This window comes from Stenotrophomonas sp. STK17_22, assembly GCF_051983905.1.
GTDB classification, from domain to species: domain Bacteria; phylum Pseudomonadota; class Gammaproteobacteria; order Xanthomonadales; family Xanthomonadaceae; genus Stenotrophomonas; species Stenotrophomonas maltophilia_A.
This window is the reverse complement of the sequence record NZ_CP197010.1, coordinates 4,052,966-4,071,267: the sequence shown is the minus strand read 5'-3', so window position 1 is coordinate 4,071,267 and position 18,302 is coordinate 4,052,966. Positions and strand designations below refer to the sequence as shown.

The following is an 18,302-nucleotide window of genomic DNA, read 5'->3' as shown; positions in this document are numbered from 1 at the left end:
TGCGCCCACGGATGTCGCGCCTGCCTCTGGCGGGCCCGGTTTCGACCGGGCAGGCTGGGGGCTGCTGTGGAATACCACCCTGCGGGGCGGTGTGGCCGGGGCAGGCGGTGCGATGTTAGCCACGACGTTAACGGTGCGTGAGAGGACGGGCTGGAACTGACCCGGAATTCACGTACCCTTGGTTCATGATTGCGAAGCGGTTCACTCCCGCTTTGTTATCCCTCGTTCCGGTTTCCCCCTATTGAGCGCTCCATGAAAAAGATGCCTCGCTGGCTTGCCGTGTTTGCGGCCCTGTTGCTGCCCTTTGCTGCCGTCGCGCAGCAGAAGGGGCTGGATATCGACATCATCGGCGGCAATGCCTCCGCGCTGCCGATCACCATCGTGCCGATGCCCTACCAGGGTTCGGCGGCTGCACCGCAGACCGACGTCGCCGGCGTGGTCCGCGCCGACCTCGAGCGTTCGGGCCAGTTCCGCACGCTGCCGGAAGCACAGATCGTCGAAAAGCCCGTGCGGGGCGGCGACATCCAGTTCGCCACCTGGCGCGCGCTGAAGCAGAACTACATCGTGGTCGGCCGCGTGCTCGACGCTGGTGCCGGCGCCTACCGTGTCGAGTACGAACTGTTCGACGTACCGAAGGGCGAGCGCCTGCTGGGCCTGGCGATGACCGCCCGTGGCAACGCCATGCGTGACGTCGCCCACCAGATGGCCGACGCCATCTACGAGAAGATCACCGGTGTCCGTGGCGCCTTCTGGACCCGCATCGCCTACGTGACCGCCAGCGGCAAGGGCGACGCCATGCGCTACGCGCTGATGGTGGCCGACTCCGATGGCTACAACCCGCAGACCATCGTGCGTTCGGCGGAGCCGCTGCTGTCGCCGTCGTGGAGCCCGGATGGCAGCAAGCTGGCCTACGTCAGCTTCGAGCGTGGCAATTCGGCCATCTACATCCAGAACATCGGCACCGGTGCGCGTGAGCTGGTCACCAGCTTCCGCGGCATCAACAGCGCCCCGGCGTTCTCGCCGGACGGCCGCAAGCTGGCCCTGACCCTGTCGCGTTCGGGTAACCCGGAAATCTACGTGATGGACCTGGGCAGCAAGCAGCTGACCCAGCTGACCAACCACTTCGCCATCGATACCGAGCCGACCTGGGCACCGGACGGCAGCGCGGTGTACTTCACCTCCGACCGCGGCGGCCGTCCGCAGGTCTACAAGGTCGGTGCGGGCGGCGGCAGCGCCGAGCGCGTGACCTTCCAGGGCAACTACAATGCCAAGCCCTCGGTGTCCTACGATGGCAAGAAGATCGCCGTCGCCCAGGGCTCGGGCAACAGCTACAAGATCGCGATGATGGACAGCTCGCTGGGTTCGCCCCGCTGGAGCACGCTGTCCCCGGGTTCGCTGGATGAATCTCCGAGCTTTGCGCCCAACGCAAGCATGGTGTTGTACGCCGCCCGCGAGGGTGGCCGTGGTGTGCTGTACGCCGTTTCTGCCGATGCGCGCGTGCGCCAGCGGTTGGTTCTGGCTGACGGAGATGTGCGCGAACCGGCATGGTCCCCATACCGTACCCAGCGCTAAAAGAGTGTTAATATTTTCGCTGTCTTGAACCCCTCATCGGCCTAGGAGCCACAAAGGTATCGCCATGAACAAGTCCACCCGCGTTCTGCTTGTTTCCCTGCTGTCTGTGGCCGTCCTGGCCGGTTGCTCGAAGAAGGTGAAGGAAGAGCCGGCAGCCCCGGTTGACACCGGCACCTCGACCACCACCCCGACCGCTCCGTCGACCTCCGGCCTGTACGGCCCGGGCGACCTGGACACCGACGCTTGCCTGCGCCAGCGCGTTGTCTACTTCGACCTGGACAAGGAAGACGTGAAGCCGGAATTCCAGGCCATCATGGCGTGCCACGCCAAGTACCTGCGTGACCGTCCGTCCTCGCGCATCACCCTGCAGGGCCACACCGACGAGCGCGGTTCGCGCGCGTACAACCAGGCCCTGGGCGAGCGTCGTGGCAACGGCGTCAACTCGGCCCTGCAGGCCAACGGTGGCTCGGCTTCGCAGCTGACCGTCGTGTCCTACGGTGAAGAGCGTCCGGTCTGCACCGAGTCGAACGAGTCCTGCTGGTCGCAGAACCGTCGCGTCGAAATCGTCTACACCGCGCAGTAATCCATGCGTATTGGCATCAAACTGATGCTGGTCGTTGCGGCAGCCCTCGTGGCTGCCGCACCGGCGCATGCACAGCGACAGAGCCTGGCCGACCGCGTTGGCGCGATCGAGCAGCAGATGTACAACAACAGTGCCAACCAGGACCTGTTGAACCAGATCAATCAGCTGCGGCAGCAGGTCACCAGCCTGCAGGCCTCGATCGAGCAGTTGCAGCACGACAACGCCCAGCTCAAGCAGTCCGCCCAGGACCAGTACCTGGATCTGGACAGCCGCCTGAACCGGTTGGAAGGGGGCAATGCCGCCCCGGCCCTGCCGCCCGTTCCGGCGAGCGCGCCGAAGGCCGCCCCGGCCCCGGCAAAACCCGCAGCGGCGGCCACTTCCGAGCGGCCGCCTTCCGTCCATGGTGATGCCGGCAGCCTTGCCGCCACCGGCGACGAGCGCACCTCCTACAACGTCGCCTTCGATTCGCTGAAGGCCGGCAAGTACGATGATTCGGCGCAGCTGTTCCTGAGCTTCCTGCAGCTGTACCCGAACGGCGTCTACGCGCCGAACGCGCTGTACTGGCTGGGCGAGAGCTACTACGCCACCCGCAATTTCCCGATGGCGGAGGCCCAGTTCCGTGAACTGCTCTCGCGCTATCCGACCCACGACAAGGCCGCTGGCGGCCTGCTCAAGGTCGGCCTCTCGCAGTATGGCGAGGGCAAGGTCGACCAGGCCCAGCAGACGCTGGAGACCGTCGTGGCGCAGTACCCTGGCTCGGACGCCGCGCGCACCGCGCAGGACCGCCTGCAGTCGATCCGCCTCGGCAAGCAGATCCGCTGATCCGCTGACCGGGCGTACAATACGTGTCCTGTAGAGCCGAGCCCACGCTCGGCTGCTTTCGTTTCCGGACCGGCAAACCCGCCCGGATCCGGTAGCGCCGGGCCATGCCCGGCGGCTTGCATTACCGGCTGGGCCACACCCGACCGGCTTCAGTTGTAGAGCCGAGCCATGCTCGGCTGCTTTCGTTACCGGCCACGGTAGCCCACCCGCCACGTGTCCCACCAAGAAGTCCCCGCCATGACCGCCGTTACCTCGTCCAGCGCCGCCGCCACGCCCAGTGAGATCGTGCAGTCGCCCCTGCCACGCCTGAAGATCACCGAGATCTTCACCTCGCTGCAGGGCGAAGCCGATACCGCCGGCTGGCCGACCGTGTTCGTGCGCCTGACCGGCTGCCCGCTGCGTTGCCAGTACTGCGACACCGCCTATGCCTTCCATGGCGGCACCTGGTGGGACATCGACGACATCGTGGCCGAGGTGCTGGCCCAGGGCGTGCGCCACGTCTGCGTGACCGGTGGCGAGCCGCTGGCGCAGAAGCGCTGCCTGGTGCTGCTGCAGAAGCTGTGCGATGCCGGCATGGACGTCTCGCTGGAAACCTCCGGCGCGCTGGACGTGAGCGCCGTGGACCCACGCGTATCGCGGGTAGTCGACATCAAGACGCCGGGCTCGGCCGAAGCCGCCCGCAACCGCCTGGAAAACCTGCCGCTGCTGACCGCGCGCGACCAGATCAAGTTCGTCATCTGCAACCGCGAGGATTACGACTGGGCCAAGGCGATGGTGGCCGAGCACGATCTGGTGAAGCGTTGCACCGTGTTCTTCTCGCCGAGCAAGGGTGAGATCACCGCGCGCCAGCTGGCCGACTGGATCGTCGAGGACCGGCTGCCGGTGCGCTTCCAAATGCAGTTGCATAAAATCCTGTGGAACGATGAGCCGGGCCGATGAGCCCAGGCAGCGTTCCCTGATGTAGCTCCGGCGCGGGACAGCGTGCTGGCTTTCCCCTCCCAACCGGATGTTTTACCCATGAAGAAGGCAGTCGTGCTTCTCTCCGGCGGCATGGATTCAGCCGCCGTCATCGCCATGGCCCAGGAACAGGGCTTCGCCGTGCATGCCCTGAGCGTGCGCTACGGCCAGCGCCATACTTCCGAACTGGATGCTGCCGCCCGCGTGGCCAAGGCCCAGGGCGTTATCGCGCACAAGACCGTGGACGTGGACCTGCGCAGCATCGGCGGCTCGGCGCTGACCGACGACATCGACGTGCCCGAGGCCGGCGGTGCCGGCATTCCGGTCACCTACGTGCCGGCGCGCAACACCATCATGCTGTCGCTGGCGTTGGGCTGGGCCGAAGTGCTCGGTGCCAACGACATCTTCTGCGGCGTCAACGCCGTGGACTACTCTGGCTACCCGGACTGCCGTCCCGAGTTCGTGGCCGCGTTCCAAGCGCTGGCCAACCTGGCCACCAAGTCGGGCGTGGAAGGCGCGGGCATCAAGGTGCACGCACCGCTGCAGTTCCTCAGCAAGGGCCAGATCGTCAGCGAAGGCGTGCGCCTGGGCGTGGACTTCGGCCTGACCGTGTCCTGCTACAACGCCGACGCCAACGGCGCCGCCTGCGGCCACTGCGATGCCTGCCGCCTGCGCGCGCAGGGCTTCACCGAAGCCGGCGTAGCCGACCCGACGCTGTACGCCTGACCGCGCAATCACTCTCTCGGTGGGTGCGAACCGTTGGTTCGCACTCCTTGGCCTACCGCTGCCGCAACCACCCCGACGCGTCAATAAACGCCCGCACTTCCTCCGGATCGGCATAGTCCAGTTCGATCATCCGCGCGATCGCCGCCTTCTCATCGGCCTGCTGCCGCATGTACCCCTGCGCGATGCGATACCCGGCGTAGTACCCCACATCACTCACCCCGAACGGATTGCGGGCGCTGTTGTAGAGCCAGTTGTCGAGATTTTCCCCGTTCATCTCAGCAATGAAGCGCGTGCGGATTTCCGCTTCGTGTGTTGCGCCGTAGTCGTAGAAGGGTAATGCCGGCCGGCGCCCACTGATGCGCTCCGCTACATACTCGGCCACACCCTCGCGCACCGCGTACTGGGCCAGGCTGCCGGTGGTCTCGCGCTGCTGCGTATGCACGTACTCGTGCAGGTTGCTCTGCGCGTTGTTCGCCCCCGGGCGGCTGTCGTAGAAGATCCGCAGGCGGCTGCGCATCGGCTCCGGCAGCTCGCTCACGTCCACGCGCTCATCGCCCAGCGCCATCTCCGCGCCGATCAGCACCTTGTCACCCAGCGTCGTGCCGCCGGTACGCAGAACACCGACCGCATAGGTGATGTTGGCGGGGCGCAGGGCGGGGTAAAGCTCCCGGAACGCAGCCAGGTCCCGTTCCAGGGTGGTGCTGGCCTGCTGCGCGTTGGCGGTCAATGGCCGTACTGACGTCCAGAAGCGCGGCCACGTACGCATGGCCGTGGCGTATTCGCGGGCGGTGTAGTTGCGCACCTGCATCAGCGCATGCAGGCCGGGGCTGCCCGGATCGATGTAGCGCTCCTGCACCAGTGCGACCTGGCGTTCAACGTCGGGCTCGGTGCGCACGGCGTCATAGGTAGCCCAGAAGCGGCCGATATCATCAGTGACGACCTGGGGCGGGGCGGCCAGTGCTGCGCAGGGCACCAGCAGGGCGGCAATGAGGCAGAAGGGCAGGCGCATCCGTGGCTCCGGGGAAGGATCACAGATGGGATGCGACGGAGGCCCGGAAGGTTTAAGCCGGCGGCCCAGATCGGGGTAGTGCCGGCCGCTGGCCGGCAACCTCGACGCACCAGGGTTTCACCCGGCCCGGCAAAGTAGGGTAGAATGCCCACCCCGCCGAAAGGCTGGGGCAGTGCAATGGGCCGTTAGCTCAGTCGGTAGAGCAGAAGACTTTTAATCTTTTGGTCGAAGGTTCGAATCCTTCACGGCCCACCATATGCACCAAGGCTTTCAGCCCTTCCCCCTCGCTCCGCAAAATATCGACCGCTCCGCAAACGGTCACTTCGTGGGGCTTGTCAGCGCGCCGCGGCGCTTCCGCACATAGATCTCTGTGGTGGTCACTGACTGGTGGCCGAGTTGCTGCTGTGCCTTCCGAATATCGCCAGCCGAATCGGCCTTGTCGGTGCCGGCCTTGGCTCGCAGATCCCTGAACTGGAACTGGTCCTTCGGGATGCCGGCACGCTCGCGCGCCCGATCGAAGCGGTAGCGCAGCGCGTCCTTGCCGATCGGCAGCCAGTCCTCGCCCAGCAGCAGGCGCGTGCTGATCGGTGCATCGTCCGGCCGCTTCCTCGACAGCAGGCGGTCGATCAGCACCTTCAGCTCGCCGGTAATCGCGATGCGCATCTGCATCTTCGTCTTGCTCTGGCGCAACACCAGCACTCCGTCCTTGATGTTGCGGCGGTCCAGCTCGCGCACGTCCGCCGGCCGCTGGCCGGTCAGGTAGGCCAGGTCCATCGCGTCTTTCAGCACCTGGTCGGCGGCGTCGTACACGCGCTGCAGCACGTCGTCCTCCACGTACACGTCGCGGCCGTCCTCCCGGTTGCGGTTCACGCCCGCGCATGGGTTCGGCAGATCGGTGTAGCCCTTCTTGCGACACCAGTTCCACAGGTGCGACAGCAGCGATTTCTCACGGTTCGCGCTGACCGGCGCGGCGCGGCGCCACTGCAGGAAGTTGAAAACGTGCGTCGGTCGAATGGCATCGAGCGGGCCCGGCGGGTCATCGAAGAACTTCAGCAGCGTGTCCAGCTCGCGCAGGTTGGCCTTTCGCGTTCCCTCGGCCTTGGTCGGAATCACCTCGATGCGGTACCGCTCGGCGGCCTGACGGAACGTCAGCTTCGCATCGGTCGGGATCGTCGCCGCGCGCTCGAGCTCGGCCCACTTCTGGATGGCCAGGCCGTAGTCGCTGCCCAGCGCAGTTTCCTTGCGAGGCTTGCCGCCGTGGTCGTAGTAGTAGTGCACTACGCCGGATTTCTGTTTCCGTGGGCGGAACCGGGGGATAGCCCCCGGCTTCTTCGGTTTCCTTCCCATTACGCTGCTGCCTTGTTCGGTTTCCATTCCGTCGCCGGCGGCGTCTTCGGCTCCGGCTTGCCCTCGATCGCGGACCACAGCACCACTGGCCACCCGTGGGCGTCCAGATAGTGCCGGATCCCGTTGTTGCGCAGGAACTCGGCTTGGCCCTTGCGCCGCGGTGTGCGGCACAGCGCCTTGATATCGTCACGGGACAGGTAGGGGCTGTCGGCCATGGTGTCCTCCTTCAGTTCGTGGCCAGCGCAGCGCGCAGCTGCTCGGTGGCGTGGGTTGCTGCATCGCGCAGGCGCTGGATCTCGCTGGACCTGTAGTGCGCGTGTTGGATCTGCAGGCCGATCCAGTGGATGACCGGCACGGCGAAGCTGTTGCCGAGCATCTTGTAGCGGGGGCCATCCGCCATCGGTTTGCCCTGAGCGTTCGGGACCAAGGTCCAGTCGTCGGGAACGCCCTGGAGGCGCTCGCATTCTCGCGGCGTGAGCCGGCGCACGTTCAAGCCTTGCACCATGCCGTTGTGGCGACGAGATCCGTTATTCGCGTCTAGCGTTGCGTGAACATCATCCACGCGAACACCGGACTGCGAGGATTGAAAGGCGACTGCGGCATGCCCGCCTCCATGGGATGCACGCAGGGTGCCGGGTATGTCACCTATGGACAGGCTGGTATCGCCTGCAGCCTTGCAGTCGAATGCCACCATTGGCGTGCCGCGGCCGGTGCCGTCTTCGCTGCCGTCAAACCCGCCGGCACGCAGCGTGTGCGCCACGGGCTGGACAAGGAACGTCTCCACTTCGAAGTCGATGCGCATGCCCTTGGCAGTGAGGCATGCTGCCACCTCAATCTCGCCGCTGGTGCGGCCGCCGCCGTATCCGAGGGTGTGCTGTATCAGGCCGCTTCCGCCGTCGCATTCGGCTCGCATGCCTGGGCCGCTACTGCTTCCAGCGCCAGCCGTAAGGGTGCTGGCAATTCCTTCCCCCTGGCCTCGGCGCGGCGCAGAATCCCCGCGCAGGCTGTCGGGCTCAAGAAGTACCGGGCGTCGATCGGTCCAGTTTCCAGTATCGAGGACAGCGAACACGCGGCGGCGCCGCTGCGCCAGTCCGAACCACTGCGCATCCAGCACGCTCCATTCGACGAGCCCGTGCTGACCGACTGCCATGCCTTCGCTGGCCCAGCCATCGCGGGGGACAGTGAGGTCGCATCCTGCCATTTCACCAACCACCACAGCAAAATCTCGGCCGTCGTTGCTGCTGAAGGCTCCGGGGACGTTCTCCCACCAGAGCCAGCGGGCCCCGCAAAAATGTCGAGCTGCATGGAAAATCCTCAGTTGGTGGTGGAACAGGGACGAGCGGGCGCCGGCGAGGCCAGCACGGCGTCCCGCGACTGAAAGGTCCTGGCACGGACTGCCGCCTATCACTGCATCGATGGGCCCAAGCGCAGCGATCTGCTCGTCGGTGATATCGGTCACGCTTCCAAGGTTCGGCACGTTGGGTAGGCGATGCCGCAGCACCGCACAGGCCGCGGGATCGATCTCGAACACGGCCACGCATTCCCAGCCCAGCGCAGCGAGGGCAAGGTGAGCGGCTTCCAAGCCGGAGAACAGGGACAGGTAGCGCATCAGGCCACCGCCTTTCGCCAGCACCAGCGCAGCCCTGCGCGCGCGGCGCGGCATGCGCGGCTGATCGCCCACAGGGTGGCGCTGCCTGCAACGAACCCGGCCAGGGCGAACACGTGGACCATTGCAGCGGTGAGCAGCTGGTCAGCCATTCGTCGGCTCCGGTTCGCTCCCTACGTGGGCGTCGGCCTCATGCAGCAGACGCAACAGGCCATCCATATCAAGACTGGCAGCCGGCAACCCCAAGTGGGCGGCGACCTGATTTCGTTTTGCCTCAGCCTGCTCCAGATAGTCCACGCGGTCCCGAAGGTCTTTGAGCGTCTGCAGCCACTTGCGCATGCTGTGGTGACCGTTGGTGTCATTCCGCCAGTCGCGCCTGCCGTCTCGATACTCGGTGACGTGCTCCACCACATCGATGGGTAGAGTGTGCAGGTGCGCGCTTACGTTGGCCTTAGCCCTTTTGATCGACTCATCCAGCGACTCGGTAGCCTTGCTCTTACGACTGAACCAGCTCATTTGCCCACCGCCTTGCCGTCGATCAGGGCCAGCAGTTCGGTCAACTTTTCATACGCCGGACCGTATCCGGTCATGTAGCTGACGTTGCTGATGGCCTGCACGACCGAATCACGGAACTGCATCAGGTCCACGGCCTGCGTGGGCTTGTACTCCTCGGCTGCCTCGATTGCGTTCTGCCAAGGGCAGTTGGCGCTGCTGTGTTCGCCGATTTCCACGCCGGTGATGGCTGCGATGTGACCGGCGAGGTCGTCGGCTACCTCGTGATAGCGGTCGCGCTGGTCGATGGTTTCGGACAGCACGCGGTCTTCCGGGGTGTCGCCGTCCTCAGCGTTCAGCGCTACCTCGAAGCGATTCCATGCCTTATCAACCATCGCATCAACGACTTCTTTCTCCCCCACCGGCTGGCGGGCGGCGAGGGCAGCCACGATGGCGTGCACGTCCGGATCATTGTCGTACTGCCCCTTCCGGGCGCGATCAGCGAAGACCCTTTCTCCGGCCTTGTCGTACTCAGCGGCCAACAGCTCGCGTGCAGTCGCCAGGGCATCCTGACCACCCGGGGAGGGCTGGGCGGCGAACCAGTGGCGGATGTTGTCAGCGATCACCTGCGGGTCGGCAATGTCGCCCCCGGGGACACATACAGCGAGCATTGCTTCCAGGTCGAAGCTTCTGTCCGGAGAGGGCTGGGCGGAGAGGGCGGCTACGGCTGCACGCACGGCATGGCGGCGTGCGATGCCTTCGAACGGCAGACCTGTTGCGCCTGCGGAATATGCATCAGCCAGAATGGCGTCGATCTCCGGCCAAGGCGCATCCCACAGCCTCACCCTCCCACCGGGCTGCACGTCCGCCAGGGTCTTCGGGTTCGCGTGCTTCTTGATGGCCTCGATGATGGCCACCTGCAGGTTGGCGCGCTGCTGGCCCACCACGTCCACCGGGATGAATGCTCGCGCGATTTCCAGCGCGGTCTGGTCGATATCGTTCATGCAACCTCCTGCAGTTGGGAGGCCTGTTCGGCCTCGATCAGGGCATAGCCGATGGCTTCGACGCGTTCGCGCAGCTGGCGGCGTGCGATCAGCAGCTGCAGCGCGATGTGCCGGCGGTGGTCGTTGAGCTGGAACGTCCGCGTCTCGATGTGCAGCTTTCCGGCCAGGTCGCGGCGGAACAGGCGGTAGGTGAGGACGTGGCCGCCCAGCACCTTGTCGATGGACCGGCCCCAGGCGAAGCCCTCGGTGCGCTTCGGGAGCCGGCGGTCGTAGCGATGGTGGGTCATCAGTAGGTGTCCCGTGCGTTGTCCAGGGCGGTCTGCACGTCTGCCGACAGCTGTTGGTCGGCCACGCTGGCGAACAGAACGTCGTAGTTCCAGGTCGTGTCGCGGAACACGCGCCCGTCGTCGAAGTCGCGCAGACAATCCAGCACGTCGTTGGCAATGGCCTTGTCCTCGTCGGTTTCGACGGAGAACCGGTCGAGCGCATGGCGCACACGGTAGGGGCCCTCGCTCCAATCGCCGCGCGTCTGTCGCATCGCCACGGCCAAGTCGAGGCGCTTATCACGGCCGCGCAAGGCTTCCAAGACGTCCTCCCATGAGGCATCGATGGGGAGGTCGTACCTGAGCAGCATCGCGGCCAGAGCCATATCGGCCTTGCGCTGCTCGATCAGTCGGTTGTGCTCCATTTCCTTGTGGCGGTCAGCCTGCTCCTTCTGCTTCGCTGCTTCCGCTTCGAACCGGCGGTAGTCGGCCAGCAAACGCTCGTAGGATGCTTGGGCATGGTCCCACCCGTCGCTCGTCTTCACCTCCCGGCGCAGATCGGTCAGGTAGCCGGCGTCGTGCGTGATCGACTTCGGGAAACGGGATCGGGAGCGAAAATCTCGTTCGCTGAAGCGCGACGGCATTCCAATCTCGGCCATCAGCGCTGTTACCCGTTCGATGATTTCCTGGTTGGCCGCCATCGCGGGTAGGTTCGCTTCATGGGTTGCCTTGTCTTCCGCGTAGGCCTGCTCCAACTTCTGCAGGGCGATGGCAGCTGTACGGGTCGGGCAGGCGCTGCCGTAGCTGGTCGACGGCGCGTAATACTTCGGGTCCGTCTTACAGCTGGTCACCTTGTTGCACGGGGCAATCTGCTGGATCTTCATGCGTGGCTCCGAAGCGGCACGCGGCGCACTGGCCCGTGCCACAGGTTGGTGAGGTTGTTCAGGCGGACCTGAAGCGGGTCGCGGCGCAGGGGGCGCAGCGGGTCGTGCAGGCGGCGCTCGGTGTTCCGGCAGGGCGCGCACGCGGCGGTCGCCTTGCCGTTGATCAGGGGGAAGAACCGCAGCGGCAGCCGGGCCGCGCACTTCGTGCAGGTTTTCATGGCTGCTCCAGGCGCGACTTGCTGAGGTTCTCCCAGGTGAGCGGGTAGGGGCCGCGCTTCACCCTGGTGTCGGCGGTGGTGAGCGAAACGCCCAGCTGCTCGGCGATCTGGCGCATGGTGTAGCTCTTGCCCTCGACCACTCGGGCGAACAGCGCCGCCTTAGCCTTGCCGCCACGGATCGTTCCCCGGTGCGGGTAGACGTAGTTCAGGCCCTTCATGCGGCCTCCTGGTGGGCGTCAGCGCGCAGGGACTGCTCGAAGCCGACCACCATCTGCCGGAACGGTTCCAGATCGGCGCGCAGCTTGGCGATGAACGCCTCGTCGCGGTCGAAGCGGCGCCACCACAGCTGCTTGCCCACGGCGGCCAGCGCCGGGCAGTACAGGCCGATGTGCCACCACTGCCGGCCGGTCAGCCACATGCAGCCCTGGGCCTGCTCGAACACCTCGCTCGCATCGTTGTCGATGTGGAACGCGCGCAGCTTCTCCGGGTTGATGAAGCACTTGTATTCGCTGCCGCCGTCCTCGCCGATGAAGCCGTCGGCCGAGCAGCCGTAGTCGCCGCAGTCGCTCAGCACGAACCCGGCGCGCTTCACCAGCAGCCCGGACTGCACCTCATGCTCGGCGCGGGCCTGCGGCTCAAGCTCATGGCCGCGGCGCATGGCGAACGTCTCGAAACCCTCGTCCAGCGGCTCGCCGCTGATGCGCTCGATGGCCAGCCGGAAGGCGTAGTTCTTCGACGCCTCGCTGAAGTCGCCGATGGGCTCGCCGGCGATCGCCTTCTCGATGATGGCCGAGCGCGGCACGGCCTTGTAGCCGGCGCGCTCCATGGCGGTTCTCTCGGCCAGGCCGGACAGCACCGCGTCCACATAGGTGCGTTGCTGGTCGGTCAGCTCGCCCACGCGCGAGCGCGCGGTGGCGAACATGCTGGCCGTGATGATGCCGGCGCGGGCGCGGTGCCACGCCTCGCTGCCCTGGTCGCACCCGATGACGATCACAGCGGCACCTCTTCATCGGCTGCGGTCTGCTGGCCGCCTTCTTCAACCACAGTGGCGCTGGCGCGGTCGGCGATGCCCTTCAGGGTTTCGTGGCCGGCCGTGCCGATCAGCTGCCGCTGTTCCTTGGTCAGGCGGCCCCATGCGCCCTGGTATTCCTCCATGCCGCACTCCGCGAACTCCTGCAGGCTGGCGTACAGGGCCTGCCGCTCCGGGGTGTCCTGCGGCTCGGCCTGGTGCTGGCGGGTGATGGCGCCAGCGGTCGAGGGGCGGCGATCAGCGCGCACAGATTCGGCATCGATGATGTCCTTGCCTTCCATTTCCTCGGCGGTGGGCTGGGAGCCGACCGCTTCCGGGAACGCCTTGCGCAGCGCCTGGGCCTCAGCGCACTTCGCCAGCTGGCCGAAGGCGCGCTTTTCCCACATGGCGTTGGGACTGCCATCGCTCTTGGACGCGTAGTTCTCCAGCCAGTATTCCTTGGCGGAGAACTCCACTACCTGGTTACCGAGCAGCTTGCGGACCGTAACGCGACACCACTCCGGATAATGGAGCTGGAACGGCTGCTGCGTCTTTTGCCTGCGGCCATTGGGGCCGTTGGACCAGACGTCGCGCACGGACTCCATGGTGCACGTCGGTCCGAACTCGGGTTCGCTGCAGCCAGCGTACTGGCCGGTGCGGGAAGCGTTGATGCGGTACAGGCCGATGCCGGGCATGACCACGTCGCGCATGCCGTTGACGGCGCTCCCGTCGGGGTTCTCGCCGATCTTCACCTTCATGGGCACGATGTGCACCGGCTTGGTCATCGGGTCGAGCCCGGCCGCCTGGCAGTAGCTCAGCACCATGTCGATGGACGCATCACTGGCGCCCGGGTACAGACTCGACTTCAACGCGCCGCGGATGGCTTCGGCCTGCTCGCTGGTCATCAGGGCGCCGGCAGCGGCGCGGGTGGTCATCTGGTTCATGGGTGCCTCAGTAGCGGATGGCCACGGCCGGGACCTTGCCCTGCACGATGGCGGTGATGACGGTGGCGGCATCGTCTTCGCTGATGCCCTGGGCGATCAGCGCGGCCATGGCGGCGCGGTTGATCGAACGGCGGTGTTCGACGTCGGCGGCGCGTGCTTCGTCCGCCTTGCGCTGGGCATCGGCCTGGGCCTGCCGCTCACGCTCGGCGCGCTCAGCTTCTTCCTGCGCGCGGCGCTCAGCGGCGGCGACGGCTTCAGCCTTTTCGCGCTCGGCCTTCTCGGCGGCATCCTTGGCACGCTGTTCGGCTTCGGCTGCCTCACGGGCTGCGCGCTCGGTGGCTTCGCGCGCCTCACGTTCGGCACGCTCCACGGCAGCAGCTGCCTCGCGCTTCGCGTTCTCTGCGGCCTCAGCCTGCAGGCGGGCCTCGCGCTCGACGCGCTCACGCTCGGCCTGCTCAGCTGCAACGCGCTGGCGCTCTGCCTCTTCAGCGGCGCGCACGGCTTCCTCGCGGGCGCGGATCTCTTCTTCCTTCCGGGCGATTTCAGCCAGACGGGCCTCTTCGGCTGCAGCGCGTTCGCGTTCTTCAGCTTCCACACGTTCGCGCTCGATGCGCTCCTGCTCGGCCTCCCAATCGGTGAGCGGCTTGCGTACTTCGTCGCGCAGCGCGTCCAGGTTGTCGCGGGCCTTCTTGCGTGCTGAATCAATGTCGCCGGTCTGCTTCTTCAGGTCGGCCACCAGCGCCTTGCCGGCGTCATCGATGGCGATCTTGGAGCGCGACACCTTGTAGGCAATCGAGGCGATTTCTTTGCGGCCGGCGACCGTCTTGACGTTCGGCACCAGGGTGACGGCTTCGGCGCGGATGCGGGCCAGAAGGTCGTCCAGTCCGCCGCCGGTGAAGACCTCGACGGCGTTGACGGATTCGAGCGGGATCAGGGCTTCGGACATGGAAGTTCCTTTTTTTCGACATGAAATGAGGTGCCGGCTTTGTGGAAGGCCTGGCCGGCGCAGGCACCCGCGGGGGGCGGGCGGGGGAATTCGTTACGCGGCCAGGTCGGCCTGCTGCGCGGCGGCGCTCGGCGGCGTGAGGGTCAGACGCACCTCACCCCGGCGCCATGCAGAGATCAGCTCGGCGTCTTCGTCCTCGTCCAGCAGCACCGAGACGGTGAAGCCCATGGCCACGCTGCCGCCTTCGAGCGGCTTCCAGGTGATCTTTTTCACCTTGGCGTCGGCGAAGAACACCGGCTCGATGTGGTCCATCAGCGAGCCGATCGACAGCTCGTAGCCTTCGAACTTGCCGGTGATGTCCTGCTCGCCCAGCAGCGGCAGGTTCAGCGCCACCAGGTCGGTGCTGCCTTCCATCGGCAGGTTCTGCTGCTGACCCTTGTCGGCCTTCTTCCAGAACGCCGGCAGGATGGCCGGGTCGATGGTGTTGAGGATGGTGTTCGGGGCGTTCAGCGAGAACTTCAGGTCAGCCGCGGCCGCGTCTTCGTCGCCGTGCTTTTCCTTCCGCAGGTTCAGATGCGAGAACACCGCATCGTGTTGATCGAGTTGGAACATCGGTGGTGCCTCTCGTAGGAGCCGGCCGCGCCGGCGGGAAGTCAGGACCAGGCCAGCGGCCAGCACATTGCGGCTGCGAGCGCGGCGGTGATGGCGTAGCAGGCGAGGCAGGCGGCGAAGTGGCGCCAGTTGCTGCAGCCGAAGAAGGTCAGGAGGCGCATCACAGGTTCTCCATGCACTCGCCGTTGCAGTCGCTTTCGAGGCAACCGGGGCAGGGCGGATGCTTGAGCGGTGGTGTCCGTTGCGGCGCGACTGCGCTCATGCCGGTGTCGGTGGGTTCGCACGCGGCCAGAGCGGCGCGCAGGCGGTCGTCGGCGGCCAGCTGGTCGGCAAGGTCGCGGGCTGCGAGCGAGGCGCGAGCGGCGGCGAGAACTTCGGCTACGCGGAGATCCTGGGCGCACAGTTCGTTGAACAGGTCGAGGTGCGCCTTTCCCACGCGCTCCCGGCGAACGCTCGCGCTGTTCTCGAAGTCCGTGGCCTCGCAGACAAGCAGGCCAAGTAGGGTCATGGTGCGCGGCGTCACGACAGCACCGCCTGCACCGTGACGGTGAAAGCCACACCGAGGCAGAAGGCCAGCAGGTAGCCCGAAGCCAGCTTCAGCGCCTGGAAATGCAGGGCTCGGTCGGCGGCGGTCATGCGCGTAGCTCCCGCAAGTACCGAGCGGCCAACCTGTCGCGCACCGCAACCAACCGTGGCTCTTCGGTGAAGTGCCAGCCGGGATCATTGAAGATTGGGCGACCGTATTCGCTGTACTGGGTTTCTCCCTTCTCGGTCGGGAAGAAGTGGCAGATGCGAGCCGCTGCTTCGGCACGCGCTGCGGCCTTTGCCGTGAAGTAGTGCCGCCGCTTCCGTGGCGAGTAGAAGACGGTGCGCTGTACCTTGATGGCGCTCATGCCGCCACCTGCTGCAGCGCCATTTCCAGCAGCTGCCCGTCGATCGCAGCGGCCTCGTCACGGGCCAGCCGGTACAGGTCCTGCAGCGCGCCCGAGCCCATCAGGTCCGCCGGGTCCGTGTGGTGCAGCCGGTGCAGCGCCAGCGTCACCTCGGTGTAGTGGGTGCCGCTGAACGTGCCGGCCGTCTGTTCCTCGGCCTCGCGCAGCTTCGCCGGGTCGGTGCGGTAGGCCTTGGCCAGGTCCGCGGCCTGCTCGGCGCGGTGTTCCTGACCGAAACGCGGATCTTCTTGGTTGTCCCAGTTGCGCTGGGCGCTACGTGCCCGGTCGCTGTATGGCTGCAGTGCCATGGTGAACCCCGTCATATGGCCCGGGTGGGCCGACGAGGTAAAATTAGCCCCGCTGTTATCCGTTGTCAACAGCTGGGCTAATTATGGTTCGATCGTCCGGTTCTTCGGCTACCGCGGCCGAGGCAAATCAGTAGCCGATTGGGCACTCCACGCGTCGTGCCAAGGTCTGGGTGTATCCGTCTCCGATGGAGTCCTTGGCGAAGAAGTAGACCTCTCGCTGCTGGTTGACTGCCAGGATTCCTTGGCAGGAACTACCGCAGGTGCTGCGTCCGACAGACTCGAAGCAGACGTTGCCTTCTACGGAGTAGATGTTGGAGGGCCAACGAGCACAGTCATATCTTGTGGAAGAGGGGCAGTCCTCTGCGCGGACATCACCAGCCGCTATGACCCCCATTCCGGCTAGCTTTTTCAGATCATTCAAAAGCCCAGCATTGGCTGTAACGCCAACAAGAACGATGGCGGCGCCTGCCGCCAGAGCAATTAGGGTCTTCATCCTTCCCAGCTCCCTATCCATCGAACCCGGCCGATCACCTGAATCGGGTGCCGGGGGTTGTCTAATCGTTTCGGCTTGCGCCAGTTGTGGTCACCACGGGGATTGTCGGCCTTGAAGAACACCAGGTCGTCGATCACCTCGCAGCGCTTCACGTGGTACTCCTTCGCTGCGCCGCCGCCGTCGACCATGATCACGTACATCTGGCCGTCGCGTGGATTTGTATCGCTGGTGTCGAACAGGATGGCGTCACCGCTATGAATGCGCGGCTCCATGCTGTCGCCCTTGCCGTACATGACCGCGAGGGCATTGGGACGCAGGCGCTTGCGGGCCAGAGACTCTGCCCTGAACTTCAGCTTGTGCGTCTCCGCGTACTCTTGGGCTTCGGGCCCTCCGCCCAAGCCAATAGCTTGCGCGTAGCCGCTGATGTCGGCCCAGTCCCCATCACCAGGCTGAGGCGCAGCGCCGCGTTGCTCTGGAAGATCCGACCGAATGTCAGTGTCAGAGCAGCCGAGCTGGCGCGCAAAAAAGAGCGTGGCGCGGTAGTTCAGAGCTATGAGTCCATTCATGTACTGGCTAATCAGGCTCTGGTTGGCGTCACCTGGACCGTCCCACGCGTCTGCTAATTGCTGTTGAGTCGGGCGCTCCTGTCGAGGGATCGCCAGCCATATCGCCTTCAGCCGTTTTGCTGCCTGAACGTCGGCCGGTGTGATGGTGCGTTTGTGTGAAGGCTTCTGCATATCAGCAACGCTAATCATGGGGCGGAGGCCGGGCAAATAGCTGGGCTGTTGACACAACAAACAGCTGGGCTAATATCAACGAATGGACATCGCCACCTACCGCAAAGAAAAGGGGCTGTCGCAGTCGGCGTTCGCTGATCTGCTGACGGCATCGGGCTCACCGGCTACGCAGGGCCTCGTCTCCCAGTGGGAGAAGGGCGCAACGATCCCGGCCGAACGGGTCGTGGAGATCGAGAAGGCGACGGGGGGAGAGGTGAAGCGCCACTCCCTCCGCCCCGATCTCTGGCAGACCCCGGAAGCGGAGGCTGCCGCCTGATATGGACGCCCGGATCTTCCACCGGCTGAACCCTCGCATCTGGCTGCGTACTGCCTTCCGGGCCGTGTTCGGCTGGCTGATGCGGCCGAGCGCGCGGGAGAGGGCACAGCAGAGCCTTGCCCGCCGGGCGGTCGACGAGTACGCCGATTCGATCGGTGTGCCCACGAGGATCCGTCGATGACTGGTCGGTTCAGCCCCCTCGCTGGAACTGGCCGGCCGCTCCGTCGATCTCACCCGAGATACCTGCGAGCCGTGCGAGGAACGCCTGCATGTAGGGACCGTGCTGGGCAAACAACGTTTCATGCTGGTCATCGATCCAATCCGGCTTCGATTGGTCCCACACATGCCGCAGTAGATCCGGCTCGGGGTGCGTGGCAATGAGGACCGATAGCAGGGCTTCGTTGGCCTTCGCAGTGGCCGCAAGAACCGAGGCCAGGCGCGTCAGCGTAGCCGTATCCATTTCCATGTCCGTCTCCGGTGGCAGTTGGGTTGGGTCGCACCGCCAACTCTACCGGCAGACGG

General features: G+C 65.7%; 28 protein-coding genes and 1 tRNA gene. 8 read left to right on the top strand and 21 right to left on the bottom strand.

Annotation, left to right across the window (positions count from 1 at the left end; all coding sequences use genetic code 11):
* Window positions 1–252 precede the first annotated feature (252 nt).
* The 5 genes from tolB to queC all read left to right on the top strand — a co-directional run bounded on the left by tolB (window position 253) and on the right by queC (window position 4,660).
* Window positions 253–1,572: a Tol-Pal system beta propeller repeat protein TolB gene (gene tolB, locus ACSYS9_RS19110; protein ID WP_032128528.1), complete on the top strand. Its 1,320-nt coding sequence runs from the start codon at window positions 253–255 to the stop codon at window positions 1,570–1,572.
* Between the two features lie 64 nt (window positions 1,573–1,636).
* A complete protein-coding gene (pal, locus tag ACSYS9_RS19105; RefSeq protein WP_032128527.1) occupies window positions 1,637–2,155 on the top strand; it encodes a peptidoglycan-associated lipoprotein Pal in 519 nt (172 codons plus the stop codon).
* 3 nt (window positions 2,156–2,158) lie between these two features.
* Complete coding sequence (gene ybgF, locus ACSYS9_RS19100; RefSeq protein ID WP_071229043.1) at window positions 2,159–2,977, top strand: tol-pal system protein YbgF; 819 nt, start codon at window positions 2,159–2,161, stop codon at window positions 2,975–2,977.
* Between the two features lie 237 nt (window positions 2,978–3,214).
* Entirely contained in the window at window positions 3,215–3,916 is a 702-nt protein-coding gene (gene queE, locus ACSYS9_RS19095) for a 7-carboxy-7-deazaguanine synthase QueE (RefSeq protein ID WP_071229042.1), read from the top strand.
* 78 nt (window positions 3,917–3,994) lie between these two features.
* Window positions 3,995–4,660, top strand: a complete 666-nt coding sequence (queC, locus tag ACSYS9_RS19090; protein ID WP_049422913.1) for a 7-cyano-7-deazaguanine synthase QueC — start codon at window positions 3,995–3,997, stop codon at window positions 4,658–4,660.
* A gap of 52 nt (window positions 4,661–4,712) precedes the next feature.
* On the opposite strand, the gene ACSYS9_RS19085 is transcribed toward queC, so the two are convergent.
* A complete protein-coding gene (locus ACSYS9_RS19085) occupies window positions 4,713–5,669 on the bottom strand; it encodes a DUF2268 domain-containing putative Zn-dependent protease (protein ID WP_071229041.1) in 957 nt (318 codons plus the stop codon).
* A 179-nt stretch (window positions 5,670–5,848) separates the two neighbouring features.
* On the opposite strand from ACSYS9_RS19085, the gene ACSYS9_RS19080 reads away from it, so the two are divergent.
* Window positions 5,849–5,924 (top strand) — tRNA-Lys (locus tag ACSYS9_RS19080).
* Between the two features lie 63 nt (window positions 5,925–5,987).
* On the opposite strand, the gene ACSYS9_RS19075 is transcribed toward ACSYS9_RS19080, so the two are convergent.
* From ACSYS9_RS19075 to ACSYS9_RS18985, 19 genes are all read right to left on the bottom strand, one after another.
* Window positions 5,988–7,016, bottom strand: coding sequence for a site-specific integrase (locus tag ACSYS9_RS19075; RefSeq protein ID WP_123959457.1), 1,029 nt, complete (start codon window positions 7,014–7,016; stop codon window positions 5,988–5,990).
* The gene (locus ACSYS9_RS19070; protein ID WP_049446516.1) at window positions 7,016–7,231 is read right to left on the bottom strand and encodes a DUF4224 domain-containing protein; all 216 of its coding nucleotides are present in this window, start codon (window positions 7,229–7,231) and stop codon (window positions 7,016–7,018) included. Before ACSYS9_RS19070 ends, ACSYS9_RS19075 begins: the two co-directional genes overlap by 1 nt.
* An 11-nt stretch (window positions 7,232–7,242) precedes the next feature.
* Entirely contained in the window at window positions 7,243–8,625 is a 1,383-nt protein-coding gene (locus tag ACSYS9_RS19065; RefSeq protein ID WP_440568400.1) for a DNA cytosine methyltransferase, read from the bottom strand.
* A complete protein-coding gene (locus ACSYS9_RS19060; protein WP_192840756.1) occupies window positions 8,625–8,774 on the bottom strand; it encodes a hypothetical protein in 150 nt (49 codons plus the stop codon). The genes ACSYS9_RS19065 and ACSYS9_RS19060 overlap by 1 nt, the downstream gene beginning before the upstream one ends.
* A complete protein-coding gene (locus ACSYS9_RS19055) occupies window positions 8,767–9,138 on the bottom strand; it encodes a hypothetical protein (RefSeq protein WP_440568398.1) in 372 nt (123 codons plus the stop codon). Before ACSYS9_RS19055 ends, ACSYS9_RS19060 begins: the two co-directional genes overlap by 8 nt.
* Window positions 9,135–10,118, bottom strand: a complete 984-nt coding sequence (locus tag ACSYS9_RS19050) for a hypothetical protein (protein WP_440568396.1) — start codon at window positions 10,116–10,118, stop codon at window positions 9,135–9,137. Before ACSYS9_RS19050 ends, ACSYS9_RS19055 begins: the two co-directional genes overlap by 4 nt.
* Window positions 10,115–10,405, bottom strand: a complete 291-nt coding sequence (locus ACSYS9_RS19045; RefSeq protein ID WP_165710893.1) for a hypothetical protein — start codon at window positions 10,403–10,405, stop codon at window positions 10,115–10,117. Before ACSYS9_RS19045 ends, ACSYS9_RS19050 begins: the two co-directional genes overlap by 4 nt.
* Window positions 10,405–11,265, bottom strand: coding sequence for a hypothetical protein (locus ACSYS9_RS19040; protein ID WP_440568394.1), 861 nt, complete (start codon window positions 11,263–11,265; stop codon window positions 10,405–10,407). The genes ACSYS9_RS19045 and ACSYS9_RS19040 overlap by 1 nt, the downstream gene beginning before the upstream one ends.
* Complete coding sequence (locus ACSYS9_RS19035; protein ID WP_032962321.1) at window positions 11,262–11,483, bottom strand: hypothetical protein; 222 nt, start codon at window positions 11,481–11,483, stop codon at window positions 11,262–11,264. The genes ACSYS9_RS19040 and ACSYS9_RS19035 overlap by 4 nt, the downstream gene beginning before the upstream one ends.
* A complete protein-coding gene (locus tag ACSYS9_RS19030; protein WP_279936240.1) occupies window positions 11,480–11,701 on the bottom strand; it encodes a sigma-70 region 4 domain-containing protein in 222 nt (73 codons plus the stop codon). The genes ACSYS9_RS19035 and ACSYS9_RS19030 overlap by 4 nt, the downstream gene beginning before the upstream one ends.
* Window positions 11,698–12,477, bottom strand: a complete 780-nt coding sequence (locus ACSYS9_RS19025; RefSeq protein WP_440568392.1) for a lambda exonuclease family protein — start codon at window positions 12,475–12,477, stop codon at window positions 11,698–11,700. The genes ACSYS9_RS19030 and ACSYS9_RS19025 overlap by 4 nt, the downstream gene beginning before the upstream one ends.
* Complete coding sequence (gene bet / locus ACSYS9_RS19020) at window positions 12,474–13,436, bottom strand: phage recombination protein Bet (protein ID WP_440568390.1); 963 nt, start codon at window positions 13,434–13,436, stop codon at window positions 12,474–12,476. The genes ACSYS9_RS19025 and bet overlap by 4 nt, the downstream gene beginning before the upstream one ends.
* Before the next feature lie 7 nt (window positions 13,437–13,443).
* Complete coding sequence (locus tag ACSYS9_RS19015) at window positions 13,444–14,382, bottom strand: hypothetical protein (protein ID WP_440568388.1); 939 nt, start codon at window positions 14,380–14,382, stop codon at window positions 13,444–13,446.
* A gap of 93 nt (window positions 14,383–14,475) precedes the next feature.
* Window positions 14,476–14,994, bottom strand: coding sequence for a hypothetical protein (locus tag ACSYS9_RS19010; RefSeq protein WP_111097936.1), 519 nt, complete (start codon window positions 14,992–14,994; stop codon window positions 14,476–14,478).
* 160 nt (window positions 14,995–15,154) lie between these two features.
* A complete protein-coding gene (locus tag ACSYS9_RS19005; protein WP_440568386.1) occupies window positions 15,155–15,517 on the bottom strand; it encodes a hypothetical protein in 363 nt (120 codons plus the stop codon).
* Between the two features lie 109 nt (window positions 15,518–15,626).
* Window positions 15,627–15,887 (bottom strand): hypothetical protein, encoded by a 261-nt coding sequence (locus ACSYS9_RS19000; RefSeq protein WP_440568384.1) that lies wholly within the window; start codon window positions 15,885–15,887, stop codon window positions 15,627–15,629.
* Entirely contained in the window at window positions 15,884–16,234 is a 351-nt protein-coding gene (locus ACSYS9_RS18995) for a hypothetical protein (protein ID WP_440568382.1), read from the bottom strand. The genes ACSYS9_RS19000 and ACSYS9_RS18995 overlap by 4 nt, the downstream gene beginning before the upstream one ends.
* Before the next feature lie 127 nt (window positions 16,235–16,361).
* Window positions 16,362–16,727, bottom strand: coding sequence for a hypothetical protein (locus ACSYS9_RS18990; RefSeq protein WP_151458225.1), 366 nt, complete (start codon window positions 16,725–16,727; stop codon window positions 16,362–16,364).
* On the bottom strand, window positions 16,724–17,482 hold the full coding sequence (locus ACSYS9_RS18985; protein WP_225792040.1) for a S24 family peptidase: 759 nt from the start codon (window positions 17,480–17,482) through the stop codon (window positions 16,724–16,726). Before ACSYS9_RS18985 ends, ACSYS9_RS18990 begins: the two co-directional genes overlap by 4 nt.
* Window positions 17,483–17,546: 64 nt before the next feature.
* Between ACSYS9_RS18985 and ACSYS9_RS18980 the strand changes: the two genes are divergently transcribed.
* A complete protein-coding gene (locus ACSYS9_RS18980; protein WP_088611191.1) occupies window positions 17,547–17,780 on the top strand; it encodes a transcriptional regulator in 234 nt (77 codons plus the stop codon).
* 1 nt (window position 17,781) lies between these two features.
* On the top strand, window positions 17,782–17,961 hold the full coding sequence (locus ACSYS9_RS18975; protein WP_440568379.1) for a hypothetical protein: 180 nt from the start codon (window positions 17,782–17,784) through the stop codon (window positions 17,959–17,961).
* A gap of 9 nt (window positions 17,962–17,970) precedes the next feature.
* Here the strand turns inward: ACSYS9_RS18975 and ACSYS9_RS18970 are convergent, their stop codons facing one another.
* The gene (locus tag ACSYS9_RS18970; RefSeq protein WP_242890153.1) at window positions 17,971–18,246 is read right to left on the bottom strand and encodes a hypothetical protein; all 276 of its coding nucleotides are present in this window, start codon (window positions 18,244–18,246) and stop codon (window positions 17,971–17,973) included.
* Window positions 18,247–18,302: the final 56 nt, after the last annotated feature.